The organism is Microbacterium sp. SORGH_AS_1204, from assembly GCF_030818935.1.
In the GTDB taxonomy this organism is placed as follows: domain Bacteria; phylum Actinomycetota; class Actinomycetes; order Actinomycetales; family Microbacteriaceae; genus Microbacterium.
Window position 1 is genome coordinate 2,250,678 of sequence record NZ_JAUTBD010000001.1, and the last position, 25,711, is coordinate 2,276,388.

The window sequence follows — 25,711 nt, forward strand, 5'->3', positions numbered from 1 at the left end:
GACGTGTGAGCACGAGTCAGCAGGCAGACCCGCTGATCGGCCGTCTCGTCGACGGCCGATACCGGGTGCGTGCGCGTATCGCGCGCGGCGGCATGGCGACCGTGTACGTCGCGACCGATCTGCGCCTCGAGCGTCGTGTCGCGCTCAAGGTCATGCACGGCCACCTCAGCGACGACACGGTGTTCCAGAGCCGGTTCATCCAGGAGGCCCGCTCGGCCGCCCGCCTCAGCGACCCGCACGTCGTCAACGTCTTCGACCAGGGCCAGGACGGCGACATGGCGTACCTGGTCATGGAGTACCTGCCCGGCATCACCCTGCGCGAGCTCCTCCGCGAGCACCGGCGCCTCACGATAGATCAGACGCTGACGATCATGGATGCCATCCTGTCGGGACTGGCGGCGGCCCACCGCGCGGGTATTGTGCATCGCGACGTCAAACCCGAGAACGTGCTGCTCGCCGAAGACGGCCGCATCAAGATCGGCGATTTCGGCCTCGCGCGCGCCACGACCGCCAACACCGCCAGCGGTGCGCAGCTCATGGGCACGATCGCTTACCTCGCGCCCGAGCTCGTCACCCGCGGCACCGCCGACGCCCGCAGCGACATCTACTCGCTCGGCATCATGCTGTACGAGATGCTCACCGGTGAGCAGCCGTACAAGGGTGAGCAGCCGATGCAGATCGCGTACCAGCACGCGACCGACTCGGTGCCCCGACCGAGCGCGAAGAATCCGGGCGTGCCCGAGCAGCTCGACGAGCTGGTGCTCTGGGCGACCGAGCGTCAGCCCGACGACCGTCCGCTCGACGCGGGCAGCATGCTGGAGCGCCTGCGCGCGGTCGAGAAAGACCTGGGACTCGCTCCGCAGGTCGCCCGCGCCGTCGCCGTGGGCACCACGGGTGCCGCCAGCGCCGCTGAGTCGCGTGAGCTCACCAAGGTCCTCCCCCAGACCGCCTCACTGCCCATCGCCACCGCGGAAGAGCCCGACAACGCCGCGCGCCTGCGCACGCGCACGAAGCGGCGCTCTGCCCGCGGCGTGTGGACGCTGGTGCTCGTGCTGCTGCTGGCCGCGGGTGCGGCGGCGACCGGGTGGTACTTCGGCAGCGGGCCGGGCTCCCTCGTCGCGGTGCCCGATGTCTCGCAGCGCAGCTATGCCGACGCCGAGGCACTGCTGGCGGCCAACGAGCTCGTCGCGCAACCGCAGGAGGTGAACGACCGCGAGATCGCCTCAGGCACCACCGTCGGCTCCGATCCCGCCCCCGGCGAGCGTCTCGACAAGAACACGGTCGTGACCGTCTTCGTCTCCGTGGGCCCTGCCACCCACCAGATCCCCGACCTCTCGGGAAAGAGTGCCGACGAGGTGACCGGCATCTTCCAAGCCGCTTTCGTGGATGTCGCGGCCGACCCCGCCCGGGAGTTCTCGGATGCCGCCGACGGCACCGTGCTGTCGGCATCCGTCATCCCGCGATCGGGCGGTGACGCCGTCGGATGCACCGAGGGCTGCACGGTCTACGAGGGCGACGCGGCGTCGTTGGTCGTCTCGCTCGGCCCGCTCCCCGACGTCTCCGGTGAATCGCGGTCCTCCGCCCAGCGCATCCTGAGTCAGGTGGGTATGGAGACCTCGTTCTCGGAGCGCTACAGCAACAGCGTGGCATCCGGGGTCGTCATCGGTATCGGCGACCGCGACGGCGAGGGCAACTGGCGCCCGGGAGACACCGTGCCCGTGATCGTCTCCCTCGGACCAGAGCCCGTGGAGATCCCCGGCAACGTCGTGGGCATGACGATCCGCGAGGCCGTGACGGCGCTGGAGGGCCTCGGCTTCGAGGTCAATGCCGGCATCGACGACGGCACGCTGCCGCTGGGCTTCAAGTACTGGGACATCTACAAGGTGCGCGCCACCAACCCCAAGGCCGGAACGACCGCGCCGCAGGGGTCGACGATCACGCTGACGCCGACGCTCTGATCCCCCGGGCGACCCGACGACGATGCCCCCGACCACACGGGTCGGGGGCATCGCACAGACGGAACGCGCGTCAGCGCTTCTCGAGCTCCTCGGCCACGAGGAATGCCAGCTCGAGGCTCTGCCGGTGGTTCAGGCGCGGGTCGCACAGACTCTCGTAGCGGGTCGCGAGGGTGGCCTCGTCGATCTGCTCCGACCCGCCCAGGCATTCGGTGACGTCGTCGCCGGTGAGCTCGACGTGGATGCCACCGGGGTGCGTGCCGACGGCGCGGTGCGCCTCGAAGAACCCGCGCACCTCGTCGACGACGTCGTCGAAGCGACGCGTCTTGTAGCCGGTCGGCGTGGTGATGCCGTTGCCGTGCATGGGGTCGGTGACCCACAGCGGCACAGCGCCGGAGTCGCGCACGGCCTCCAGAAGCGGCGGCAGGGCGTCGCGGATCTTGCCGGCGCCCATGCGGGTGATGAACGTCAGACGGCCGGGTTCGCGCTCGGGGTCGAGCTTGTCGATGAGCGCGAGGGCGGTGTCGGTCGTGGTCGTGGGACCGAGCTTGACGCCGATGGGGTTGCGGATCTTCGAGAAGTAGTCGACGTGCGCGCCGTCGAGCTCGCGGGTTCGCTCACCGATCCACTGGAAGTGCGACGAGGTGTTGTAGGGCAGGCCCGTACGCGAGTCGATGCGGGTCATCGGGCGCTCGTAGTCCATGAGCAGGCCCTCGTGGCCGGTGTAGAACTCCACGCGCGTCAGCTCGTCGAAGTCGGCGCCCGCCGCCTCCATGAACTTGATGGCGCGGTCGATCTCGGTCGCCATGCTCTCGTAGGCCTGGTTGGCCGGCGTGCTCGCGAAGCCCTTGTTCCAGCTGTGCACCTCGCGGAGGTCGGCGAAGCCACCCTGCGTGAACGCGCGGATGAGGTTCAGCGTCGACGCGGCCGTGTGGTAGCCCTTGAGCAGGCGAGCCGGGTCGGCCTTGCGCGACTCCTCGGTGAAGTCGTAGCCGTTGACGATGTCGCCGCGGTAGGCCGGCAGGGTGACGTCGCCGCGCGTCTCGGTGTCGCTGGAGCGAGGCTTGGCGAACTGCCCCGCCATGCGGCCCATCTTGACCACGGGCATCGACGCGCCGTAGGTCAAGACGACCGCCATCTGGAGAACCGTCTTGATGCGGTTGCGGATCTGCTCGGCGGTCGCGCCGGCGAACGTCTCGGCGCAGTCACCGCCCTGCAGGAGGAACGCCTGACCGGCGGCGGCGCGAGCGAGGCGCTCGCGGAGGATGTCGACCTCGCCGGCGAACACCAGCGGCGGGAGGGTCGCCAGCTCTGCGGATGCCGCGGCCACCGCGCCCTCGTCATACCACTGCGGCTGCTGCTTGATGGGCAGGGAACGCCAGTGGTCGAGGTCGTGGAGCTGCTGATTCACCCCGCAAGTCTAGTGGCGCGAGGTCGGCGCCTTCGCCGCCTGGGCGGTGGCGAGGCGGTCCTTCACGGTCGAGGCGTAGACGTCTTCGTAGCGCTGCTCGCCGAGGCGCTGCAGGGCCACCATGATCTCGTCGGTGACGGAGCGGAGGACGTAGCGGTCGCCCTCCATCCCCTCGAAGCGCGAGAAGTCGAGCGGTTCGCCGATGACGATGCCCACACGCCCCACACGGGGCAGGCGCTGCCCGATCGGCATCACGGAGCCGGTGTCGACCATGACGACCGGAACGACCGGCACGCGGGCCTCCAGCGCCATGCGGGCGATACCGGTGCGCCCGCGGTACAGCGTCCCGTCGGGGCTGCGGGTGCCCTCGGGGTAGATCCCGAGCAGTTCGCCGCGGCCGAGCACGCCCAGCCCGGTGTTCAGCGACGCCTCCGACGCCTTGCCGCCGGAGCGGTCGATGGGCAACTGGCCCGTCGCGGTGAAGAACATCCTCGTGGCCCAGCCCTTGATGCCCTTCCCGGTGAAGTAGTCGCTCTTGGCCAGGAACGCCATGCGGCGGTCGATCATGAGCGGCAGGAAGATCGAGTCCGAGAAGGAGAGATGATTGCTGGCGAGGATCGCCGCCCCCTCCGCCGGGATGTTGCGCCGGCCGACCATCCACGGGCGGAACACGGCCTTGATGACCGGCCCGATCACCACGTACTTCATCAGCCAGTAGAACATCGTCAGCGCTCCTTCCCGGCGAGGTCGGCGACCCCGATGAGACCGGCATCGTTGCCGAGTCGCGCGATGGCGAAATCGGCGACCGGGCGTTCACCGTACCCCGGCAGCGACGTCTCGTACGCGAGTTTCACGGGGGCGAGCAGATCGGCGCCCAGCTGTGCGACACCGCCGCCGATGACGAACAGCTCCGGATCGAGCACGGCCTGGAAGCCGCCGCACGCCTCGCCCAGGGCGGTGGCGACGCGGCGGAGCGCCTCGATCGCGCCGGGGTCGCCGGCGAGCACCAGCCGCGAGACGGCGGGGCCCGGGATGGCGCCCTTCTCGTCGCGGACGGCGGCGAGGGCTGCACCGATGCCGCCCTCGTCGGCGATGGCGTTCGCCTCGCGCTGCAGGGCGCGGCCCGAGGCGTATTGCTCGAGGCATCCGTTCTGTCCGCATCCGCAGGGGTGCCCGCCGCGGACGAAGCGCATGTGGCCCAGCTCGCCGCCGATGCCGTGACCGCCGCGGAAGAGCTCGCCGCCGCTGACGACGGCGCCGCCGACGCCCGTACCCATGGTGAGCATGACCATGTCGTCCACGCCGCGGCCGGCGCCGAAGCGGTACTCGCCCCAGCCGGCCGCGTTGGCGTCGTTCTCGATCGTGACGGGCGCGTCGAGGCGCTGCTCCAGGCGCGCGCGCAGCGGCTCGTCGCGCCAGTCGATGTTGGGTGCGTAGATGACGGTGCTGCGGTCGAGGCTGATGAAGCCCGCCGCGGCGACGCCGATGGCGTGGATGTCGTGCGCGCGGCGCAGGTGGTCGGCCATGTCGACCACGGCATCCACGAGGGCCGCCGGGTCGATGGGGGTGTCGACGCGGAGCTTCTCGATGATGGTGCCGTCGTCGTCGACGACGCCGCCCGCGATCTTCGTGCCCCCGATATCGATGCCGATGTTGCGCACCGCGCTCCCTTCCGGGCCTGCCGCGCGGCTCGGCCCGGAGCAGTCTAGCCACCCCGGGAGCGCGGCGCGGGAACGCTCCCTCACGGTGTGGGCCGCAGACCCGCGATCAGACGCGGATAGACTCGACGGACCTGATCGACATCTTTCCGGTACCGAAGGAGTTGCCGTGATCCAGTTCGACCGTCCCCCTCTCGTCCCCGCGGATCCGGATGCCAACGCCTCCGACCTGCTGGCCGACCGCGTCCGCGCGACGCCGGAGCGCCCGCTGTTCGCGGTCCCCGATGCCGGCGGCTGGCGTGATGTCACCGCCGCGGAGTTCGAGCGCCAGGTCATCGCCCTCGCGAAAGGCTTCATCGCCGCGGGCGTGCAGCCGGGCGAGAAGGTCGCCTTCATCGCCCGAACCACCTACGACTGGACGCTGGTCGATTTCGCGCTCTTCTACGCCGGGGCCGTGATGGTGCCGGTGTACGAGACGAGCTCGCCGTCGCAGATCTCGTGGATCCTGTCGGATTCCGGAGCCGTCGCCGTCGTGCTCGAATCGGCGGATCACGCCGAGCGTCTCGACGAGGTGCGCAGCGACGTCCCCCTCGTGCGCGCGGTGTGGGCCATGCACGCGGGCGATCTCGACGCGCTCGTGGCGAACGGCACGCACATCACCGACGAGGAGGTCGAGCGCCGGCGTCACCTGGCGAAGGCCTCCGATGTGGCCACGCTCATCTACACCTCGGGGTCGACGGGGCGCCCCAAGGGCTGCGTGCTCATGCACAGCAACTTCGTCGAGCTGGCCCGCAACTCCGCCAAGGCGCTGCACGAGGTCGTCGAGACACCGGGCTCATCGACCTTGCTGTTCATCACCACGGCGCACGTCTTCGCGCGCTTCATCTCGATGCTGAACGTGCACGCCGGCGTGAAGACCGGCCACCAGCCCGACACCAAGCAGCTGCTGCCCGCGTTGGGTTCGTTCCAGCCCACGTTCCTGCTGGCCGTGCCGCGCGTGTTCGAGAAGGTCTACAACTCGGCCGAGCAGAAGGCCGAGGCCGGGGGCAAGGGGAAGATCTTCCGGCTGGCCGCCGACACGGCCATCGAGCATTCGCAACGCCTGCAGGAGGGTCGCAAGATCCCCCTCCCCCTCAAGCTGAAGTTCGCACTGTTCGACAAGCTGGTCTATTCCAAGCTCCGGGATGCCATGGGCGGACGCGTCGTCTACGCGGTGTCGGGGTCGGCGCCGCTGGGGCCCCGGCTCGGACACTTCTTCCGCAGCCTGGGTGTCGTCATCCTCGAGGGCTACGGCCTGACCGAGACGACGGCTCCGGCGACGGTCAACCTCGCCACGAAGGCGAAGATCGGCACCGTGGGCCCCGTTCTGCCCGGTGTCGGCGTGCGCTTGTCCGACGACGGGGAGATCCAGGTGCGCGGGATCAACGTGTTCCGCGAGTACTGGCAGAACCCCGAGGCCACCGCCGAGGCGTTCGACGGCGAGTGGTTCAAGACCGGCGACATCGGCGCGTTCGACGACGACGGCTTCCTCGCGATCACGGGCCGCAAGAAGGAGATCATCGTCACCGCCGGCGGCAAGAACGTCGCTCCCGCGGCCCTCGAGGACCCCATCCGGGCCAACCCGATCGTGGGTCAGGTGGTGGTCGTGGGCGACCACAAGCCGTTCATCGCGGCGCTCGTGACCCTCGATCCCGAGATGCTGCCCACGTGGCTGGCGAACAACGGCCTGCCCGCCGACATGTCGTTGTCCGAGGCGAGCACCAACGACAAGGTGCGCGCCGAGGTGCAGGGGGCCATCGACCGCGCCAACGCCCGGGTGTCGCGCGCGGAGTCGATCCGCAAGTTCACCATCCTCCCCACCGAGTGGACCGAGGCGAGCGGACACCTGACGCCGAAGATGAGCATCAAGCGCAATGTCATCGTCGGCGACTTCGCCGCCGACATCGAAGACATCTACGCGGTGCCGGTGAACACGACCAACGTGTCGCTCCCCTGACGCCCGCGACGACAACGGCCCGGTTCCTCGCGGGACCGGGCCGTTTCGCGTCACGAGAACAGGGGATGCGACGGAAACAGGGCGATCCATCGAGCCTCAGCCTGTTCTCGTCGCCTCGGCCTGTTCTCGCGACACGCGGGGCGGACACGCGAAGGGCCCGGATGCCGCATCCGGGCCCTTTCGCAGGAGTCGGCTCAGAACCAGTCGCTCTCGCGCACCTGGCGCATCGCCTCGCGGCGCGTTTCGGCCGGCAGACGCGAGAGGTAGAGCATCCCGTCGAGATGGTCGGTCTCGTGCTGAAGGGCCTGCGCGAGCAGCCCCTCGCCCTCGAGAACGACCTCGTTGCCGTCGAGGTCGATGCCGGTGACCTTGGCCCACGGGTAGCGGATCGCCTCGTGCCAGAGTCCCGGCACCGAGAGGCACCCCTCCCCGACCGGCTGCGGCTCGCCGCGGGTCTCCACCAGCACGGGATTCAGCACGTAACCGATGTCGCCGTCGATGTTGTAGCTGAAGGCGCGCAGGCCCACCCCGATCTGGGGGGCGGCGACACCCGCCCGACCGGGGAGCTCGACGGTGTCGATCAGGTCTTGCACGAGGGCGCGGATGCCGTCGTCGATCTCGTCGATGGGCGCGCTGACGGCGCGCAGGACCGGGTCACCGAACAGGCGGATGGGACGAACGGTCATGCGGCGGCCGCCGGCGATCGCAGGCCCTCGACGACGGCGGCGGCGAGTTCGCGCGCAGCCTGTCGTGTCGAGGCATCGAGGTCGCGGAATGCGATCGCGCTGCCGGCGGCGATGCGCGCGTCGTACGGCATGCGGATGACGGTGCGCACGCGCGAGCGGAAGTGCGCCTCGAGCTCGCTCTCGCGAACGAGCGGAGCGCCCGGGCGAGAGTTGTTCAGCACCACCACCGCGTCGCGCACGCGTGCCGCATACCCGTTGGTCTCGAGCCACGTGAGGGTCTCGGACGCCAGGCGGGCCTCGTCGACCGAGAGCCCCGCGACGACGACGATCGTGTCGGCGAGTTCGAGGGTCGCCCCCATCACCGAATGCACGATGCCGGTACCGGTGTCGGTCAGCACGATGGAGTAGTAGTGCGAGGCGACGTCGGCGACACGGCGGTAGTCGTCGTCGCTGAAGGCCTCCGACACCCGCGGGTCCGCGTCGGACGCCAGCACGTCGAGCCGGGTCGCGTCGCGGGCCACGACGGAGGAGACGTCGTTGAAGCCGACCATCTCCTCGTGCGAGCGCACGAGGTCGCGCACGGTACGGCCGTTGGCGCTTCCGACCCGGTCGGCGAGCGTACCGCGGTCGGGATTGGCGTCGACGGCGATGATGCGATCGTCGCGCGCGTCGGCCAATGCCATGCCCAGCAGCGAGGTGACGGTGGTCTTGCCGACGCCGCCCTTGCGCGAGAGCACGGGAACGAAGCGGGCCCCGCCGGTCAGGGGGGAGCCGATGCGGCGGTCGAGAGCTTTGCGTTCGCGCGCCTTGCGGCCGTCACCGAGGTTGATGCGATGACCCGACACGGAGTACACGAGCTGCTGCCAGAGTCCCTCGGGCTCGGGCTTGGCGATCTGCCGCGGGTCGAGAAGTCGGTCGGCGGTGAGCAGGTCGGAGCTCTCACGCGTGTCGTCGATCTGCCCGATGCGCTTCGAGGTGAGGGTGACCTCGGCCGCGGGCGTGCGCACACGTTCCATCGCGTGGGCACGGTCCACGCGTGCGGCCTCCTCGGCGGCGCGCGCCGCTTCGTCGGCCTGGTGTGCGCCCCGCCGCGTCAGCGGAATGGTGCCGATGGCCGCGGTCGCCGCGCGTTCGGCGCGGGTGGAGGGCACGGGACCGGTCTCTGAGACGGACTCGGCGGCGGGCACAGAGCCCGCGGTCGGAACGGACCCCGTCGCAGGAGCCGCCGCCGGAACAGACCCGGTCGCGGGAGCCTCCGCCGGAACGAACCCGGTCGCGGGAGCCTCCGCCGGCACGGACCCCGTGGCAGGAGCGGTCGTCGGCACGGACCCGGTCGCGGGAGCCGCCGCCGGCTCGGAATCCGCGACGGGAGGGGCCGTCGCGGGACCGGTCGCCGGCGCGGCTGCGGCGGAGCTGCGGTCCTCACCTTCGGCGGAGCCCTCCGCGGCGCGGGGGGAATCGTCTTCCTTCTCGGATGCCACGTCGTCCTCACTCTGCGTCGTCACCGGCTCGTTCACGGCCTCGTTCGCGAGGTGCGCATCGGTGACGATGTCGCCTCGCGCTTCGTCCCCGGCGTCGGCGGTTGCGTTCGCGGCGTCGCCGTCGTCGGGCGCGGGACGGGGCAGGCGCGGGCGCGGGCACCCACGGCGCGTGGGTGAGGGCGGATGCGTTCGCGGCGTCGCCGTCGACGTCGAGTCCCTGCGCACCGTCCTCGGCCGGTGTGTCGTCCCCGTCCGCGCCATCGAGGTCGACGGGCTCGGCCGCGTCGGCTTCGAACAGCTCCACATCGTCGACGATCTCCGCGTCCCGGAGGTCGTCGGCACGGACGTCGACGCCGTCGGCGTTCGACGCGCCGTCGTGGGCACTCGCGGCGTGATCGTGGCCGGGGGCGGCGTCCTCGACGGCGGCGCCGTCTGCGCGGCCCTCGGGGTCGCTTCCGCCCGGGCTCTGGAAATCGGTGTCGACGTCCGCATCCGTCTCGTGGACGGCATGCGCCTCTGCCTGCGGAGCGGACGACGCGAGGTGGGTCGTCACGTGATCGCCCTCGTGTTCGTCGACGAGCTCGGCATCGTGCACGTCGTCATGTTCCCCACCCCCGTGCGCCTGGTCGTCGTCATCGGAGACGTCGTCGTGGGGTTCGAGGATGATGTCACCGGTCGGCAGCGTCTCGAGGTGGTGCACGTGGTGGATCTCGTGCTCCGCGTCGTCGGGGCGGCGCTCGTGGGGGGCATCGAGGAGGGGCAGGTCGGCGTCGTCGATGGGGATCTCGTCTTCGATCACGTCGTCGTCGATGTCGTCGTCGGCGCTCACCGGCAGGTCGACGTTGACCTGCGCGATGTGCCCACCGAGGATCGTGATGCTGGCGGTGTCGAGATTCCCGCTCTCGTCGAGGACGCCGTGCTCGGCGTTCTCGTCGGGGTTCGCGTCGGTGCGGTCGGGGGTCACAGCAGTCTCCAAACGGGAAGAGGGCGCGAAAGCGCCCCCCTCCAGGCTACTGCGCGGGGCGGATTACCAGCAAAAGGTCTCCCGCTTCCACCTGCTGTGTGATACCGATTGCGACACGTTCGACCACCCCGTCGATCGGAGAGGTGATCGCCGCCTCCATCTTCATCGCCTCGATCGAGGCCACCGCCTGACCCGCGGTGACGCGGTCGCCGGGCGCCGCCTTCAGGGTCACCACGCCCGAGAAGGGCGCCGCGACCTGACCCGGCTTGGATGTATCCGCCTTCTCGGCCTGGCGCGACTCGACGTCGATGGAGCGGTCGCGCACGAACACCGGCCGCAGCTGCCCGTTCAGGGTGGTCATGACGGTGCGCATGCCCTTGTCGTCCGCGTCGCCGATGGCCTCCAGCCCGACGAACAGCTGCACGCCCCGTTCGATCTCGACGACGTGCTCGCCACCGGGGCGCAGCCCGTACAGGTAGTCGGCGGTGTCGAGCACGCTGAGGTCGCCGAAGCTCGCACGCATCTCGTCGAACGTGCGCGTCGGGCCCGGGAACAGCAGGCGGTTCAGGCGTGCGCGCCGCTCGGCGGACTCCCCCGCCAGCGCGGCGGTGTCGTCGTCGGTCAGCGCGGTGACACCGGTCTTGGCATCCCGCCCCGCGAGCACCTTCGAGCGGAACGGCTCCGGCCAGCCGCCCGGCAGGTCGCCCAGCTCCCCCGCCATGAACGCCACGACCGAATCGGGCACGTCGTACTTCTCGGGGTTCTGCGCGAAGTCGGCCGGGTCGGCCTTGACCGCGGCCAGGTGCAGGGCGAGGTCGCCCACCACCTTCGACGACGGGGTCACCTTGGGCACACGGCCCAGGATGCCGTCGGCGGCGGCGTACATGTCTTCGATGAGCTCGAAGTCGTCGGCGAGGCCCAGCGCGATCGCCTGCTGACGGAGGTTCGACAGCTGTCCGCCGGGGATCTCGTGACGGTACACGCGGCCGGTCGGTCCGGCGAGACCGGACTCGAACGGCCGGTACAGATGACGAACCGCCTCCCAATACGGCTCGAGGTCGCTGACAGCGGCGAGCGAGAGCCCGGTGTCGCGCTCGGTGTGCGCGAGCGCCGCGACCAGAGCCGACAGCGACGGCTGGCTGGTGGTGCCCGCCATCGGTGCCGCCGCGGCATCCACGGCATCCGCCCCCGCCGCCGACGCGGCCAGCAGGGTGGCGAGCTGTCCGCCGGCGGTGTCGTGCGTGTGCACGTGGACGGGCAGGTCGAAGCGCTCGCGCAATGCCGACACGAGCTTCGCCGCGGCGGCCGGGCGCAACAGTCCCGCCATGTCCTTCACGGCGAGGATGTGCGCGCCCGCGTCGACGATCTGCTCGGCCAGACGCAGGTAGTAGTCGAGCGTGTAGAGGTTCTCGGCCGGGTCGAGGAGGTCGCCGGTATAGCACACGGCCACCTCGGCGACCGCCGTTCCCGTGGCCAGCACCGCGTCGATGGCGGGGCGCATCTGCGACACGTCGTTGAGCGCGTCGAAGATGCGGAAGATGTCGACCCCGGATGCCGCGGCCTCGGCGACGAACGCATCGGTGACTTCCGTGGGGTACGGCGTGTAACCGACGGTGTTGCGGCCGCGCAGCAGCATCTGGATGGCCACGTTCGGCAGGGTTTCACGCAGCGCGTCGAGACGCTCCCACGGGTCTTCGCCGAGGAAGCGGAGAGCGACGTCGTAGGTCGCGCCTCCCCAGGCCTCGACCGAGAGCAGCTCGGGCGTCATGCGGGCGACGTACGGGGCGACCCGCACGAGGTCGCGGGTGCGCACGCGCGTGGCCAGCAGTGACTGGTGGGCGTCGCGGAACGTCGTCTCGGTGACGGCGAGGGCGGTCTGCTCACGCAGGGCCTTCGCGAAGCCCACCGGGCCGAGCTGCTGCAGGCGCTGACGCGATCCTGCGGGGGCGGTGTCGGCGAGGTCGAGCTTCGGTAGTTTGGCGCCGGGGTCGATCGAGAGCGGGTTCTCGCCGTTCGGGCGGTTGACCGTGGTGTCGACGAGCCACGAGAGGATCTTCGTTCCGCGGTCCTTGGATTCGCGACCCTTGAGCAGCTCGGGGCGTTCGTCGATGAACGAGGTGCTGAGGTCTCCCGCGACGAACGCCGGATCGTCGAGCACGGCCTGCAGGAACGGGATGTTGGTCGAGACGCCGCGGATACGGAACTCGGCGAGGGCGCGGCGGGCGCGCGCAACCGCCGCCGGGAAGTCGCGACCGCGACACGACAGCTTCGACAGCATCGAGTCGAAGTGGGGGCTGACCTGGGAGCCGGCGGCGGTCGTACCGCCGTCGAGACGGATGCCGGCACCACCGGGCGAGCGGTAGGTGGTGATCTTGCCGGTGTCGGGCCGGAAGCCCTGCGTGGGGTCCTCGGTGGTGATGCGGCACTGCAACGCCGCGCCGCGCAGGTGGATGTCGTCCTGCTGCAGGTGCAGGTCGGCGAGGGTCTGCCCCGCGGCGATGCGCATCTGCGACTGCACCAGGTCGACGTCGGTGACCTCCTCGGTCACCGTGTGCTCGACCTGGATGCGGGGGTTCATCTCGATGAAGACGACCTCGCCCGCGCGCGGGCCCGCCGTCTCGAGCAGGAACTCCACGGTGCCGGCGTTCTGGTACCCGATCGACCGGGCGAAGGCGACGGCGTAGCGGTGCAGGTCGTGACGGACGCTCTCGTCGAGGTTCGGCGCCGGGGCGATCTCGATCACCTTCTGGTGGCGCCGCTGCACCGAGCAGTCGCGCTCGAACAGGTGGACCGTCTCGCCCGTGGCATCCGCGAGGATCTGCACCTCGACGTGACGTGGGCGCTGCACGGCCTGCTCGAGGAACATGCGGGGGTCGCCGAACGCGCTCTGCGCTTCGCGCATCGCCTCAGCGAGCGCCGGTGCCAGCTCGCCCTTCGCCTCGACGCGCCGCATGCCACGACCGCCGCCGCCCGCGACGGCCTTGGCGAACAACGGGAAGCCGATCTCGTCGGCCTGGTCGAGCAGCGCGTCGATGTCGTCCGACGCGGGCGTGGAACGCAGCACCGGGACACCGGCGGCGATCGCGTGCTCCTTGGCCGTCACCTTGTTGCCCGCCATCGACAGCACCTCGGCGGGCGGGCCGATGAAGGTGATGCCGTGCGCGCGCGCCTTCTCGGCGAGCTCCGGGTTCTCCGACAGGAAGCCGTACCCCGGGTAGATGGCATCCGCTCCGCATTCGCGCGCGACGCGGATGATCTCGTCGACGTCGAGATACGCGCGTACGGGGTGCCCGCGTTCGCCGATCTGGTAGGCCTCGTCGGCTTTGAGGCGGTGCAGCGACGCGCGGTCTTCGTACGGGTAGACCGCGACCGTGCGCGCCCCGACCTCGAATGCAGCGCGGAATGCGCGGATCGCGATCTCTCCGCGATTGGCGACCAGAATCTTCGAGAACATGCGCACCTCGCGTAAAGCTTTCCGGGGCTGAATGTGCTCACAGCCTAGGGGACGGTAACGTGGACTCTCGTGCACGTACTCTCCGTCAGCTCTCTCAAAGGCGGGGTCGGCAAGACGACCGTGACACTCGGGCTGGCTTCCGCAGCCTTCGCGCGGGGCGTTCGCACCCTCGTCGTCGACCTCGACCCGCAATCCGACGTGTCGACCGGCATGGACATCTCGGTGGCCGGCCGACTCAACATCGCCGACGTCCTGGCGAACCCCAAAGAGAAGGTCGTGCGTCAGGCGATCACCTCCAGCGGGTGGGCGAAGGTGCACCCCGGCACCATCGACGTGCTCATCGGCAGCCCGTCGGCCATCAACTTCGACGGGCCGCACCCGAGCGTCCGCGACGTGTGGAAGCTCGAAGAGGCTCTGGCGACCATCGAGAGCGAGTACGACCTCGTGCTCATCGACTGCGCCCCCTCGCTGAACGCCCTGACGCGCACCGCGTGGGCCGCGAGCGACCGGGTCATCGTCGTGACGGAGCCGGGCCTGTTCTCCGTCGCCGCCGCCGACCGCGCCCTCCGCGCGATCGAGGAGATCCGCCGCGGCCTCTCGCCGCGCCTGCAGCCGCTCGGTGTCGTGGTCAACCGTGTGCGCCCGCAGTCGATCGAGCATCAGTTCCGCATCAAGGAGCTGCGCGACATGTTCGGTCCCCTCGTGCTGAACCCGCAGCTGCCCGAGCGCACGTCGCTGCAGCAGGCGCAAGGTGCCGCCAAGCCGCTGCACGTCTGGCCCGGCGACTCCGCACAGGAGTTGGCCGCCGACTTCGACGCACTGCTCGACCGCATCGTGCGCACCGGCCGCATCCCCGTGACGAACGAGGCCCCCCAGGCCTGAGCACTGCGCTCCCCCGGACGCCGTCCCGCTGCCCCGCAGCCGGGCGGCGTCTGTCGTCGACGACGCCGCCCGCGTCGCTCGAACACGACCGTCGGCGGGCGCGCCCGGCCCGAGAAACGGCATCCGCGGGACGAAACGCGTTGCCGCGGCGTTTCCTCGCGCGGATGCCGTTTATCAACCCCCCTCACACCGCGTCGGCGCCGCGCCGGGGCCCCGCGGGGCACTGCGCCGAGGCCGTGCACCATCGGGCCGGCGTCCGCACCGCGAGAAACGGCATCCGCCGGACAAAACGCGTTGCCGCGGCGTTTCCTCCCGCGAGTGCCGTTTATCGACTCCCCGCCCGCACCGCGCCGGCGTCGGCGCCGGGACACGCTGCGCGAGGCCCGCGGGGCACCGCGTGGGGGCCGTGCACCACCGGGCTGACGTCCGCACCGCGAGAAACGGCATCCGCGGGACGAAACGCGTTGCCGCGGCGTTTTCTCCCGCGAATCGCGTTTATCGACTCCCCGCCCGCACCGCACCGGCCCCGGCGCCGGGACACGCTGCGCGAGGCCCGCGGGGCACCGCGTGGGGGCCGTGCACCACCGGGCTGACGTCCGCTCCGCGAGAAACGGCATCCGCCCGACGGAACGCATTGCCGCGGCGTTTCCTCCCGCGAATCGCGTTTATCGACTCCTCGCCCGCACCGCACCGGCCCCGGCGCCGGGACACGCTGCGCGAGGCCCGCGGGGCACCGCGTGGGGGCCGTGCACCACCGGGCTGACGTCCGCACCGCGAGAAACGGCATCCGCGGGACGAAACGCGTTGCCGCGGCGTTTTCTCCCGCGAATCGCGTTTATCGACTCGCCGCCCGCACCGCGTCGGCCCCGGCGCCGGCTCCGGCGCCGGCTCCGGCGCCGGCTCCGGCTCCGGCGCACGCTGCGCGAAGCGCCTCCAGAAACGGCATCCGTGGGACGAAACGCCTCGACGCGGCGTTTGAGCCCGCATACCGCGTTCATCGACCAAAGACTCCGGGGACGGAAGACCCGGGATGCCGTGGCATCCAGCCGTCGCGAGAGTCGGGGTCGCGCTCAGGCGGTGCGGGCGGCGCGGCGGGCGGCGAGCTCGTCGACGGCGTCGGGCTGAGCGGTCTCGAAGTCCACGAGGGTGGACTCGACCTCACGCAGGACCTTGCCCACGGCGATGCCGAAGACGCCCTGACCGCGGCTGACGAGGTCGATGACCTCGTCGTTCGAGGTGCACAGGTACACCGACGCGCCGTCGCTCATGAGCGTCGTGCCGGCGAGGTCGCGGATGCCGGCGGCGCGCAGCTGCTCGACCGCGGTGCGGATCTGCTGCAGGGAGATGCCGGTGTCGAGCAGGCGCTTGACGAGCTTCAGCACGAGGATGTCGCGGAAACCGTAGAGCCGCTGCGATCCCGATCCGCTCGCGCCGCGCACGGTCGGGACGACGAGCTCGGTGCGTGCCCAGTAGTCGAGCTGGCGGTAGGTGATGCCGGCGGCGCGCGCGGCCACGGCCCCGCGATAACCGGTGTCGTCGTCCATCTCGGGCAGACCGTCGGTGAAGAGGAGGTCGGTGGCGAACCGGGGTTCACCGAGTGCGTCGCCAGCGTTCATGCTCGCGTCCCTCCTCATCGGCTCGTTGCTTCCACGCTAGATCAGCGAGGGTCCCCCGGCAATGACATCCGCTCCGAGGGCCGCGGCGTGTCGCGATCAGGACAGCATGCGCTCCAGCGCATCGCGCACGAACAGCGTGCGCACCTCGTCGAGCCGCCCTGCGAGCTCGGGGGCGAGCTCGCTCGCGCGCGCCCGCGACGGCGCGTCCTGACGACGCAGGAGCGCCGACAGCGCCGACTCCACGAGGGAGACCTCGCGCTCGGCGCTCTGACGCAGCGCCCGCACGTGCCGGGGCTCGATCCCATGACGGTCGAGGGCGACGAGGGCGCGCAGAAGCGTCACGGTCTGCTCCGGATAGCTCTCCGCCGCGGCGATCACGCCGGTGCTGACGGCATCGTTGAGCAGCTGCGGCCCGGCGCCGGCGGCGGCGAGCAGCTCGTCACGCCGGTAGCGGCGGGGGGCGCTCGTCATGGACGGCATCGAGGTGGGCGGCGCAGGGTTGCGACCCGCGTCGAGATCGGCCAGGTAGTCGCGGATGACGACGAGCGGGAGATAGTGGTCGCGCTGCAGTGTCAACGCCAGACGCAGACGCTCGAGGTCGGCGGGCGAGAACTTGCGGTAGCCCGACTCGGTCCTCGTCGGCGACACGATCCCCTGCACTTCGAGGAAGCGGAGCTTGCTGGAGGTGAGCGCCGGGAAATCCGGGGTGAGGCGCGCGAGCACCTGACCGATGCTGAGCAGCCCCGCAGCCGTCTGACGACTACGGGACGGGGCTGCCGCCATCAGTGCGCAGCCGCGGGCAGGTCGACCGGCGAACCGAAGAAGTTGAGGCGGAACTTGCCGATGCGCACCTCGGCGCCGTTCACGAGTGCGGCGCGGTCCACTCGCTCGCCGTTGACGTAGCTGCCGTTGAGCGAACGCTGGTCGACGATCTCGAACGCCGTCCCCGTGCGGATGATCTCGGCGTGCCGTCTCGAGACGGTGACGTCGTCGAAGAACAGATCGGCCTCGGGGTGACGGCCGACCGTGGTGGTGTCGGTGTCGAGGAGATAGCGGGCACCGGTGGTCGGACCGGAGCGCACGATGAGCAGCGCGGCACCGGAGGGCAGAGCGTCGATCGCTTCGAGCTCGGCCTCGGTGAGGTCGGCACCGAAGGGCACGAACGACAGGTCGGCGTCGTGGGTCTGCGTCGTGTCGTGCGAACGGGCGGCGGCTTCGCCCGCACGCCGGATGTCGTCTCGCTCGAATCGGCTGGTCTCGTCCACGGCTTCTCCTTCTCCCTCACCATAACCGACCGATTCGCACGGGGAGGGCGAATGGCCTCGAGCAGGCTGTGGTGATGCGTGATGTGTCATTGTTCGTCGACACCGGCATCGCGGTTCGGGGCGCGAAGCCGCCGACGAGACACTCGAACCTATCGACCCGAGCACGCCCGTGTCGAGTCCGGGTACGCCGGTGCGGGCGGGTGGACACCGACCGCGACTCCCCGGCCCCTCGTCGCCGACCGTCACTAGGGTCGAAGGATGACGTCTCCTCAGGCGCCGCGCCGGCGCACCCTCTCCGCCGTCCTGGCGACCGTCCTCCTGGCCGCTGCCGCGCTGCTCGTTCCCGCGCTCCCCGCGGCCGCCCACGACGAGCTGATCGGCACCGACCCCGCATCCGACGCCGTGCTCGAAGCCCTCCCGGATCGGATCACCCTCTCGTACAGCGCCGACGTGCTGACCGACGCGGGTGCGACGGTGATCGAGGTGACGGACGCCGCGGGCACCTCGCTGACGGACGGCGCGCCCGAGGTCTCCGGGAGTGAGGTGACCCAGGCGCTGACGGGTCCGGCATCCGGCACCGTCACCGTGCAATGGCGCGTCGTGTCGAGCGACGGTCACCCCATCGACGGCGAGTTCGCGTTCTCGGTGCCGGAGTCGTCTCCCACCCCGACGCCGTCGGCGACGCCGAGCGCCTCCGCGACGGCTGCAGCGAGCGAGGCGGCCTCTCCCGCCGCGACCACGGAGGTCACGACCCCCCTGGAATCGGATGCGCCGGCGTCACCGCTGCCGTGGATCCTCCTTGTCGTCGCACTGGTGATCGTGGCGGGTGTGCTCGTGTACGTCTTCGCGTCGCGCGGGCCGCGGAATACCGCCGGAGGGGGCGGCGCCGGGCGATAGGCTGGAAGCATGCCTCATTACGATCTGGTCATTCTTGGTGCGGGTCCCGGCGGGTACGTCGCCGCCGTCCGCGGCGCACAGCTCGGACTGTCGGTCGCGATCGTCGAAGAGAAGTACTGGGGCGGTGTGTGCTTGAACGTGGGCTGCATCCCCTCCAAGGCGCTGCTGCGCAACGCCGACCTCGCGCACACGTTCCACGCGAAGGCCGACCTGTTCGGCATCTCGGGCGAGGTGCACTTCGACTTCGGCAAGGCGTTCGACCGCTCGCGCAGCGTCGCCGCCGGCCACGTCAAGGGCATCCACTACCTGATGAAGAAGAACAAGGTCACCGAGTACGAGGGCCGCGGGTACTTCGCCGACGACCACACGATCGACGTGACCAAGACCGACGGCTCGAAGGAGCAGGTCACCTTCGACAACGTCATCATCGCGACGGGCTCGACCGTTCGTCTCCTCCCCGGCGTCACCCTCTCCGACAACGTCGTCACCTACGAGGAGCAGATCCTCACCCGCGAACTTCCGGAATCCATCGTCATCGTCGGCGCCGGCGCCATCGGCATGGAGTTCGCCTACGTGATGACGAACTACGGCGTGAAGGTCACGATCATCGAGTTCCTCGACCGTGCCCTCCCCAACGAAGACGCCGACGTCTCGAAAGAGATCCAGAAGCAGTACAAGGGCTACGGCGTCGACATCCTCACCTCCACGAAGGTCGACTCCGTCACCGACCACGGCGACAAGGTCACCGTCGCCTACACCGGCAAAGACGGCCAGGCCGGATCGATCGACGCCGACCGCGTGCTCATGTCCATCGGATTCGCGCCCAAGGTCGACGGCTTCGGTCTCGAAAACACCGGTGTGAAGCTCACCGAGCGCGGCGCCATCGACATCGACGACCACATGCGCACCAACGTCCCCCACATCTACGCCATCGGCGATGTCACCGCGAAGCTGCAGCTCGCCCACGTCGCCGAGGCGCAGGGCGTCGTCGCCGCCGAGACCATCGGCGACGCCGAGACGCAGACGCTCGGCGACTACCGCAACATGCCGCGCGCCACCTTCTGCAACCCGCAGGTCGCCTCGTTCGGACTCACCGAGCAGCAGGCACGCGACGCCGGCCACGACATCAAGGTCGCCAAGTTCCCCTTCTCGGCCAACGGCAAGGCCAACGGCCTCGGCGAGCCCGTCGGCTTCGTCAAGCTCGTCGCCGACGCCGAGACCCTCGAGCTCATCGGCGGCCACCTCATCGGCCCCGACGTCTCGGAGCTGCTGCCCGAGCTCACCCTCGCGCAGAAGTGGGACCTCACCGCTCTCGAGGCCGCCCGCAACGTGCACACCCACCCGACGCTGTCGGAGGGCCTCCAGGAGGCATTCCACGGCCTCACGGGACACATGATCAACCTCTGATCGCGTGACGCACGAAGGCCCGCCCGGTTCGCCCGGGCGGGCCTTCGTCGTCTCGTCCTCGTGCCCACTGCGCGTAGGCACCCTGCGGCCGTGACGTGCGGACGGCTCGACGCGCTACGTCTCGAGCGCCACCGCGGCGGAATGCCTCCGTCCGACGCGTGAGCTCAGTGCCCGAGCGCGCGGGCGAGCTTGGATCCGGATGCCGCGGGCCGACCCCCCGCGGCGTATACCGCCGCTTCGACCGCGGCGAAGAACGCCGCGCGTGCCGCATCGTCGGCGGGGGCGGCGGGGCCGAGCTCGACCTCCCACTCCCGCCATGCGGACTCGACGCCCCGGCGCTCGTCGAGGGCACGGACGCGGTCGTCGACGAATTCGGCGACCTCGCCCCCGTCGGCGTCGAGTAGCGCGTAGGCCGTGCGATTGTTGCGCACGCGGGCCAGCGGAGTGAATGGCGGTGCGGCGATCGGAGCCACGGCATCCTGAACCGCCGGAGGCACCTCGGGGTCGGCGTCGGCGTCGATGATCTCGCCGAGCGGCCACTGACGTTCGGTGCGCCCGCCGGCCTGCGCCGGGCCCTTCACGTGCCAGCCCTCGTCGGGACCGCCGCGACGACGGCGCACGGCGACACCGGCGCGCGCCAGAGCGGCGTCGGAGGTGTCGACGTAGCGGGCGTCGAGGTCGCGGGGCTCAGGACTGCCGACGCGCGCGACTCCCGGCAGCGCCGACCACTCGGGCAGGGGCGTGCCGTCGTCGACGTCGAACTTCGCTTCGACCTCGACGCTCGACGCGCCGTGCGGAGCTGCGCTCAATCGTCGCGTCCGTCGGTGTCGGGGTTGATGTCTTCGGTCTCATCCGAGAAGGCGAAGACGGACTGCGTCGGCCCGTCGGACTCGCCGGTGTTCGTCGCCTCGCCCTGACGGCGGTAGACCAGCTGACCCTCGCTGTAGGGCATGATCAGCGTGTCATCGGATTCGTCGTCGAGCGGGATCACCTGCCCGTCGAGCGGGCCTCCGGTCAGTCGTGCAATAGCCATGGCAGAAGCGTAGACGGCGGCTCCGACACTCCCCGAGTGCCTTGACAGCAGATCCGACCGCATCGCCCGGATGACGAGCGCGGACGTGCCTGCCGACCACTCGGCACGAGGCCGGCGCTGGCTTACAATCGCTCGGGTGACCTGGACCGACCTGCCCGGTGAGCGCCCGTTCGTCCTGCTGGCCACGAGAGCCGAAGACCTCCCGGCCGACGAGGAGTACGCGCTGTTCCTGCGCTACACCGGTCTGCCGGCGGAGCGCCTGCGCCGCGTCCGTCTCGAGCGCGAGGCCATGCCCGCGTTCGACCTCGATGAGGTCGCCGGCATCCTCGTCGGGGGCAGCCCCTTCAACGCCTCCGACCCGGTCGAGAAGAAGTCGACGGTGCAGCGGCGGGTCGAGGCCGAGATGGCTGCGCTCGTCGACGAGGTCGTCGCCCGCGATCTGCCGTTCCTCGGCGCGTGCTACGGCGTCGGCACGCTGGGCACGCACCTGGATGCCACGATCGACGGCACCTTCGCGGAGCCGATCAGCGTGGTCGAGGTGACCCTCACGCCCGAGGGCCGCGCCGACCCGCTCACCGCCGGGATGCCGGACGCCTTCCCCGCCTTCGTGGGGCACAAGGAGGCGATCACCGTCCTCCCCGCCGAGGCCGTGCTGCTGGCGTCCTCACCCACCTGCCCGGTGCAGATGTTCCGCGTGGGTCGGAACGTCTACGCGACGCAGTTTCACCCGGAGCTCGACGTCGACGGCATCGTGACGCGCATCCACGCCTACGCCGGGTACGGCTACTTCGCCGCCGACGAGCTCGCGCTCACGCTCGCGGCCGTGCGGCGGCTCCCGGTCACCGCACCGTCGCGCATGCTGCGCACGTTCGTGGAGCGCTACGCGCGCTGAGCCAGGGTAGACGGGCGCGCCGCGGCGGCCGCGGGACCTCCGACAACCGCCGGTGACGCGCCGGCACCCGCCCGGCGGCGCGCGAACGTGCGTCAGAACCGATGACGCGCCGGTACCCGCACGACGGGCACCGCACTGGCGACGGCGGGTTGCGCTCGCCGGAGAGCGGGCTCGAGGCCGAGGTCGACGAGGTGCACGCGCCCCGACAGCTCGGGGCCGCGGCCGCGGACGAGTCCGGCCTTGAGCGCGCCGAACGTGACCGTGATGTCGGCGGGGAGCACGGCGGCATCCGCTGTGCCCTCGTCGGGGTCGAGGCCGCTGGGCAGGTCGACGGCGACCACGCGCGGCCGTTGGACCAGGGCGAGGAGAGACTCGACGAGCGCACGGGCGGAGCCGCGCAGACGGCGATCGGCGAGCCGCCCGATACCCAGGATGCCGTCGAGCACCAGCACGTACGCGTCGAGGCGCGCACACACCTCGGACGCGGAGACGACCCGGGCGCCGGCGGAGACGGCCGCATCCAGTGCCCCGCGGTGCACGCGGTCGCGCACGAGGACGACGTCGACGCGGTCGGCGCGGCGCGCGAGATCGGCGGCCGCGTAGAGCGCGTCGCCCCCGTTGTCGCCCGCGCCGGCGAGCACCAGCACAGCGCCCGGCGCCGCGTCCAGCTCGGTCGCGACGATCTCGGCGAGGGCCGCGGCCGCCCATCGCATGAGCGGACGACCGTCGGCGAGCAGCGGAGCCTCGGCGGCCCGGACGGCGTCGGCCGTGTAGGCAGCGGTGCGCGGCGTCGCCCCGGCGTCGGTGGCCGCGGTCGTCGGGGTCTCAGGCATCGCTCTTCGCCTCGGCGTCGCGTTCGGCCTGCGTCTCCCGCGCCGCGGCGGCGGGATCGGTCTTCGCGAGCGTCTCGCGCTCTTTCGCCTCGGCCTCGCGGGCGGCGTTCAGCTCGCCCATGGCCGCGGTGACCGCTTTCTCGGCGCGTCGGACGCGGAATTGGATCATCGTCGCCGCGCCGTACTTGGCGCGGACGCGGTCGTGGTCCTCCTCGGTGGCGACGGTGATGTAGGCACCGGCGATCAGGATGACCTGGCTCGACAGGTTCAACCACAGCAGCAGAGCGATGAGAGAGGCGAAGGTCGCCAGCAGGGGGTTGCTGCTCGCGCCGCCCACGAACAGTCCCGACAACTGTTGGAGCACGACCAGACCGAGCCCGCCCAGCAGGGAGCCCCGGATGAGTGTGCTGCGGCGAGCGCGCACCCCGGACAGCAGCGCGAACGCGGCGGCGATGGCCGCGGAATCGAGCACGAGAACCACGACGGTCGACAGCAGCCACGTCAGGACCGCGGTGATCCAGGAGTCGGCGGAGATGCCCAGCAGTTCGCGGATGAACGTCAGCCCCGCCGTGGCGAGGAAGGTCACGGCCGCGCCCGCGACGAGGGCAAGACCGATGCCGATGGCGAGGGCGAGGTTGCGCAGCAGCACCCAAACTATGAGGGTGTCGTCGGTGGCGACCCCCGCGATCTGTCGAAGGGCCGTGCGCAGCGACCCGATGGCGCCGATCGCCGCGCCGATGAGACCGATCGTTCCGATGATTCCGGCGAGGGTCAGGCCGCCGGGGGCCTCGATGTCGTCGACCTTGATGAGGCCTTCGGGTCCGACCAGCCCCGGAACCACGCTGTTCACCGAGCGCACGAGCGCGCTGAGTCCTTCGGGGTTGCCCGAGAGCCAGAGCGCCGCGAACGAGAATCCGATGAGGACGGCGGCGAACAGGCTGAACAGCGTGCGGTACGTGACACTGTCGGCCAGTGTCGGCCCGCGCGCGCCCGAATAGACGAGGAAGGCGCGCACCAGGCGCAGCGACAGCGCCCACGCGGTGACGCGACGGATGAGGTCGAGCATGGGGTCAGCGTATCGACGCGGCGCGAACGGTCTCGCAGGCTTGACCGCGGCGTCCCAGCGGGGCACGGCGCGAGCCGCGCACCCGCTGTTCGTCGCGGATACCGCCGGCCGCGCCTATGCGTTCACCACTCGGGGAGCTGCGGCCCGACGGCCGTGGCACCGACCCCCGGGTCCCCCTGGGGATCGACCGTCACCACGGCCTCGGGGATCGACCGTCACCACGGCCCTGGGGGATCGACCGTCACCACGGCCCCGAGAGCAGCCTCGCCCACGTGCCCAGCAACAGGAACGGCCCGAACGCGATGGTCGTTCCGCGGGCCCCCGCGGCCACGGTGCCCGCCGCGGCCACGCCGCCCGCGACGAAAGCCAGCGCGATCCCGGATGCCGCAGCCTCCGGGCCCACCCACCCGAGCACGCCGCCGCAGATACCCGCGAGCTTGACGTCACCCCCGCCGAAGGCCGCCGGTCGTGCGAGGTGCACCGCGAGGCAGACCACGAACGCGGCCGCTGCTCCCCCGGCGATCCCCGCCAGGCGATGCGGTGAACCGATGACCACCGCGGCGCTCGCCATCAGGGCGAGCACGATCCCCCCGCCCGGGAGCACGATGCCGTCGGGGAGGCGGTGGGTGCGGACATCGACCACCGTGAGGACGACGCTGAGCATCGCGAACACCACCAGAGCGGGAACGAGACTCCACGGCATCCGTCACCTCCTTCTCACGACGGGTCGTGCGAGACCGGGGCATCCATCGGGCGCCCGTACGGCGGACGTCACCGGACGGCGGGCGTGGCACCGCGGCATGGGTTCTCAGGCGTCGAGCACGACGAGGTCGACATCGATGGTCGCGCCGGGGTCGATCCCTTCCGTGTCGCGCACCGCCCGTTTCAGGGGCAGGACGTACGCGCCGCCCGCCTGCGGAAAGATCGACGTGCGCCAGGTCGAGCCGCCGATCGTCGCCTCCACGCGCACCCCGCCGAAGCCGCGACGGTACGTCTGCGTCTCGCGGATGTCGTCGCTGAGCTCCGGTGGGAGTGCGACGAAGTACCAGTCGCTGTCGGTGCGAGCCTCCCACCGGAAGACGTCGCCCTCGAATCGCACGATCACGCGCGTCTCCTCTCGTCGCGCGTCACCCTACTCGGGAGGTCGGACACCGCCGCGAGCCGGTCCCCTGGGGAGGAGGCGCACGCTCACGGCCCGGTCGATCGCGACCGTCGCGATCACCGCCAGCACGTACACCACGAGGTCGCGGGCGTCGAAACCGGTCCCGAGCACCAGCGCCACCGGCGGCATCCACTCGGCCAGCGCGAGGGGGAGGCCCGTGCGTTGCAGAAGCTCCACCGCGACGCACCACCCCGCCGCGGCGAGCGCGACCGCCCATCGAGGCGCGCGCGGCATCAGCAGCACGAGACCCGTGTAGGCGGCGGCGGCGTAGAGGGCGTCTCCGGCGATGTCGGTCGCCGATGACGACGGGAGAGCTCGCGACACGATCAGCCCCGCGACCACCACCGCGAGAAGCGCCGCGAACGCCGCCCAGCGCCGTCGTCTGGGCCGCACGCCCACGTCGGAGCCCGGTATCGAGCCGCGCACCGCGCGCGCACCTCGGCGCCGCACGGACATCACGCGAGCACCCCCGCCGCGCGAGCGGGCTCGGCGTACGCGCGGGCGAGGGTGGCAACGGTGTCGTGCGCGTTCAGGCCGCTGGGGTTGGGCAGCACCCAGGTCGGCACGTCGGCGATGGTCTCGTGCTGCTTCCCGGCGACGGCGCGGGGCCGGTCGAAACCCTGTCGGTACGCGGCGAGTCCGACGACGGCCACCGCCCGCGGACGCCATGCGCCGACACGCGTGACGAGGGTCGCCGCACCGGCGCGCAGCTCCTCGCGCGACAGTTCGTCGGCGCGGACGGTCGCCCGGGCGACGAGGTTGCTCACACCGATCCCCGCGTCGAAGATCATGCGACGGTCCTGCGCGTCGAGGGGCTCGGCGTATCGCGGCAGCCGCGGGAGCATGCCGGCCTCCACCAGCGCGGGCCAGAACCGATTGCCGGGGCGGGCGAACGGGGTCCCCGTCGCCGCGGTCCACAGACCCGGATTGATGCCGACGAACAGCAGCCGCACGCCCGGCTCGACGAGGTCGGGGATCGTGGCATCCCGGAACGATTCGAGCTCGGCGCGCGTGAAACCCATGAGACCACTATGACCAGTACCCCGGGCCGAG

At 71.0% G+C, this 25,711-nt stretch carries 24 protein-coding genes; 6 read left to right on the plus strand and 18 right to left on the minus strand.

Going from position 1 to position 25,711, the window contains the following annotated elements; translation table 11 throughout:
* The first annotated feature begins 5 nt into the window (after positions 1-5).
* Entirely contained in the window at positions 6-1,958 is a 1,953-nt protein-coding gene (gene pknB, locus QE410_RS10375) for a Stk1 family PASTA domain-containing Ser/Thr kinase (protein ID WP_307331406.1), read from the plus strand.
* Positions 1,959-2,028: 70 nt separating this feature from the next.
* On the opposite strand, the gene QE410_RS10380 is transcribed toward pknB, so the two are convergent.
* The 3 genes from QE410_RS10380 to QE410_RS10390 are packed head-to-tail and all read right to left on the minus strand — an operon-like array spanning position 2,029 to position 5,027.
* Positions 2,029-3,366: a class II 3-deoxy-7-phosphoheptulonate synthase gene (locus QE410_RS10380; protein ID WP_307331408.1), complete on the minus strand. Its 1,338-nt coding sequence runs from the start codon at positions 3,364-3,366 to the stop codon at positions 2,029-2,031.
* A 9-nt stretch (positions 3,367-3,375) separates the two neighbouring features.
* Complete coding sequence (locus tag QE410_RS10385; RefSeq protein ID WP_154921137.1) at positions 3,376-4,089, minus strand: 1-acyl-sn-glycerol-3-phosphate acyltransferase; 714 nt, start codon at positions 4,087-4,089, stop codon at positions 3,376-3,378.
* A gap of 2 nt (positions 4,090-4,091) precedes the next feature.
* Positions 4,092-5,027 carry an ROK family glucokinase gene (locus tag QE410_RS10390; RefSeq protein ID WP_307331411.1) on the minus strand — a complete coding sequence of 312 codons (936 nt, stop codon included), beginning with the start codon at positions 5,025-5,027 and terminating at the stop codon, positions 4,092-4,094.
* Between the two features lie 166 nt (positions 5,028-5,193).
* On the opposite strand from QE410_RS10390, the gene QE410_RS10395 reads away from it, so the two are divergent.
* Positions 5,194-7,020, plus strand: a complete 1,827-nt coding sequence (locus QE410_RS10395; RefSeq protein WP_307331414.1) for a long-chain fatty acid--CoA ligase — start codon at positions 5,194-5,196, stop codon at positions 7,018-7,020.
* 194 nt (positions 7,021-7,214) lie between these two features.
* Here QE410_RS10395 and def read toward each other — a convergent pair whose 3' ends face one another.
* The 4 genes from def to QE410_RS10415 all read right to left on the minus strand — a co-directional run bounded on the left by def (position 7,215) and on the right by QE410_RS10415 (position 13,605).
* Entirely contained in the window at positions 7,215-7,706 is a 492-nt protein-coding gene (def, locus tag QE410_RS10400) for a peptide deformylase (RefSeq protein ID WP_307331416.1), read from the minus strand.
* Positions 7,703-8,857, minus strand: coding sequence for a MinD/ParA family protein (locus QE410_RS10405; protein ID WP_307331419.1), 1,155 nt, complete (start codon positions 8,855-8,857; stop codon positions 7,703-7,705). Before QE410_RS10405 ends, def begins: the two co-directional genes overlap by 4 nt.
* A gap of 337 nt (positions 8,858-9,194) precedes the next feature.
* A complete protein-coding gene (locus QE410_RS10410; protein WP_307331422.1) occupies positions 9,195-10,151 on the minus strand; it encodes a hypothetical protein in 957 nt (318 codons plus the stop codon).
* A gap of 46 nt (positions 10,152-10,197) precedes the next feature.
* Positions 10,198-13,605 (minus strand): pyruvate carboxylase, encoded by a 3,408-nt coding sequence (locus QE410_RS10415; RefSeq protein ID WP_307331424.1) that lies wholly within the window; start codon positions 13,603-13,605, stop codon positions 10,198-10,200.
* Between the two features lie 69 nt (positions 13,606-13,674).
* Here QE410_RS10415 and QE410_RS10420 point away from each other — a divergent pair, with 69 nt between their 5' ends.
* The gene (locus QE410_RS10420) at positions 13,675-14,487 is read left to right on the plus strand and encodes a ParA family protein (RefSeq protein WP_307331426.1); all 813 of its coding nucleotides are present in this window, start codon (positions 13,675-13,677) and stop codon (positions 14,485-14,487) included.
* Positions 14,488-15,557: 1,070 nt separating this feature from the next.
* On the opposite strand, the gene QE410_RS10425 is transcribed toward QE410_RS10420, so the two are convergent.
* From QE410_RS10425 to QE410_RS10435, 3 genes are all read right to left on the minus strand, one after another.
* Positions 15,558-16,103, minus strand: coding sequence for a MerR family transcriptional regulator (locus tag QE410_RS10425; protein WP_058232369.1), 546 nt, complete (start codon positions 16,101-16,103; stop codon positions 15,558-15,560).
* A gap of 96 nt (positions 16,104-16,199) precedes the next feature.
* Positions 16,200-16,886, minus strand: coding sequence for a MerR family transcriptional regulator (locus QE410_RS10430; RefSeq protein WP_307331429.1), 687 nt, complete (start codon positions 16,884-16,886; stop codon positions 16,200-16,202).
* Positions 16,886-17,368 carry an FHA domain-containing protein gene (locus QE410_RS10435; RefSeq protein ID WP_307331433.1) on the minus strand — a complete coding sequence of 161 codons (483 nt, stop codon included), beginning with the start codon at positions 17,366-17,368 and terminating at the stop codon, positions 16,886-16,888. Before QE410_RS10435 ends, QE410_RS10430 begins: the two co-directional genes overlap by 1 nt.
* 258 nt (positions 17,369-17,626) lie before the next feature.
* On the opposite strand from QE410_RS10435, the gene QE410_RS10440 reads away from it, so the two are divergent.
* Both QE410_RS10440 and lpdA read left to right on the plus strand, forming a co-directional pair.
* A complete protein-coding gene (locus QE410_RS10440; protein WP_307331436.1) occupies positions 17,627-18,265 on the plus strand; it encodes a copper resistance CopC family protein in 639 nt (212 codons plus the stop codon).
* A gap of 9 nt (positions 18,266-18,274) precedes the next feature.
* Positions 18,275-19,672 (plus strand): dihydrolipoyl dehydrogenase, encoded by a 1,398-nt coding sequence (gene lpdA / locus QE410_RS10445; RefSeq protein ID WP_307331438.1) that lies wholly within the window; start codon positions 18,275-18,277, stop codon positions 19,670-19,672.
* Between the two features lie 164 nt (positions 19,673-19,836).
* Here lpdA and QE410_RS10450 read toward each other — a convergent pair whose 3' ends face one another.
* Together QE410_RS10450 and QE410_RS10455 are read right to left on the minus strand one after the other, a co-directional pair.
* Complete coding sequence (locus tag QE410_RS10450; RefSeq protein ID WP_307331441.1) at positions 19,837-20,481, minus strand: CYTH domain-containing protein; 645 nt, start codon at positions 20,479-20,481, stop codon at positions 19,837-19,839.
* On the minus strand, positions 20,478-20,705 hold the full coding sequence (locus tag QE410_RS10455; RefSeq protein WP_307331444.1) for a response regulator: 228 nt from the start codon (positions 20,703-20,705) through the stop codon (positions 20,478-20,480). The genes QE410_RS10450 and QE410_RS10455 overlap by 4 nt, the downstream gene beginning before the upstream one ends.
* 136 nt (positions 20,706-20,841) lie before the next feature.
* On the opposite strand from QE410_RS10455, the gene QE410_RS10460 reads away from it, so the two are divergent.
* Entirely contained in the window at positions 20,842-21,597 is a 756-nt protein-coding gene (locus QE410_RS10460) for a glutamine amidotransferase (RefSeq protein WP_307331447.1), read from the plus strand.
* Positions 21,598-21,689: 92 nt separating this feature from the next.
* Here the strand turns inward: QE410_RS10460 and QE410_RS10465 are convergent, their stop codons facing one another.
* The 6 genes from QE410_RS10465 to QE410_RS10490 form a co-directional block, all read right to left on the minus strand.
* A complete protein-coding gene (locus QE410_RS10465; RefSeq protein ID WP_307331450.1) occupies positions 21,690-22,430 on the minus strand; it encodes an NAD(P)H-hydrate epimerase in 741 nt (246 codons plus the stop codon).
* Positions 22,423-23,496, minus strand: a complete 1,074-nt coding sequence (locus QE410_RS10470; protein WP_307331452.1) for a YhjD/YihY/BrkB family envelope integrity protein — start codon at positions 23,494-23,496, stop codon at positions 22,423-22,425. The genes QE410_RS10465 and QE410_RS10470 overlap by 8 nt, the downstream gene beginning before the upstream one ends.
* Positions 23,497-23,737: 241 nt before the next feature.
* Positions 23,738-24,199 carry a prepilin peptidase gene (locus QE410_RS10475; RefSeq protein WP_307331456.1) on the minus strand — a complete coding sequence of 154 codons (462 nt, stop codon included), beginning with the start codon at positions 24,197-24,199 and terminating at the stop codon, positions 23,738-23,740.
* A 105-nt stretch (positions 24,200-24,304) separates the two neighbouring features.
* Positions 24,305-24,601: a DUF1905 domain-containing protein gene (locus QE410_RS10480; RefSeq protein WP_307331460.1), complete on the minus strand. Its 297-nt coding sequence runs from the start codon at positions 24,599-24,601 to the stop codon at positions 24,305-24,307.
* 27 nt (positions 24,602-24,628) lie between these two features.
* Positions 24,629-25,051, minus strand: a complete 423-nt coding sequence (locus tag QE410_RS10485) for a DUF2809 domain-containing protein (protein ID WP_307331463.1) — start codon at positions 25,049-25,051, stop codon at positions 24,629-24,631.
* Between the two features lie 62 nt (positions 25,052-25,113).
* Positions 25,114-25,680, minus strand: coding sequence for a mismatch-specific DNA-glycosylase (locus QE410_RS10490; protein ID WP_307331466.1), 567 nt, complete (start codon positions 25,678-25,680; stop codon positions 25,114-25,116).
* Positions 25,681-25,711 lie beyond the last annotated feature (31 nt).

Bases quoted from the DNA above. Each gene is read 5' to 3' on its own strand.
- QE410_RS10385 (WP_154921137.1), bottom strand. From the start codon at position 4,089: ATGTTCTACTGGCTGATGAAGTACGTGGTGATCGGGCCGGTCATCAAG.
- def (WP_307331416.1), bottom strand. From the start codon at position 7,706: ATGACCGTTCGTCCCATCCGCCTGTTCGGTGACCCGGTCCTGCGCGCC.
- QE410_RS10415 (WP_307331424.1), bottom strand. From the start codon at position 13,605: ATGTTCTCGAAGATTCTGGTCGCCAATCGCGGAGAGATCGCGATCCGC.
- QE410_RS10425 (WP_058232369.1), bottom strand. From the start codon at position 16,103: ATGAACGCTGGCGACGCACTCGGTGAACCCCGGTTCGCCACCGACCTC.
- QE410_RS10430 (WP_307331429.1), bottom strand. From the start codon at position 16,886: ATGGCGGCAGCCCCGTCCCGTAGTCGTCAGACGGCTGCGGGGCTGCTC.
- QE410_RS10440 (WP_307331436.1), top strand. From the start codon at position 17,627: ATGACGTCTCCTCAGGCGCCGCGCCGGCGCACCCTCTCCGCCGTCCTG.
- lpdA (WP_307331438.1), top strand. From the start codon at position 18,275: ATGCCTCATTACGATCTGGTCATTCTTGGTGCGGGTCCCGGCGGGTAC.
- QE410_RS10455 (WP_307331444.1), bottom strand. From the start codon at position 20,705: ATGGCTATTGCACGACTGACCGGAGGCCCGCTCGACGGGCAGGTGATC.
- QE410_RS10465 (WP_307331450.1), bottom strand. From the start codon at position 22,430: ATGCCTGAGACCCCGACGACCGCGGCCACCGACGCCGGGGCGACGCCG.
- QE410_RS10470 (WP_307331452.1), bottom strand. From the start codon at position 23,496: ATGCTCGACCTCATCCGTCGCGTCACCGCGTGGGCGCTGTCGCTGCGC.
- QE410_RS10475 (WP_307331456.1), bottom strand. From the start codon at position 24,199: ATGCCGTGGAGTCTCGTTCCCGCTCTGGTGGTGTTCGCGATGCTCAGC.
- QE410_RS10490 (WP_307331466.1), bottom strand. From the start codon at position 25,680: ATGGGTTTCACGCGCGCCGAGCTCGAATCGTTCCGGGATGCCACGATC.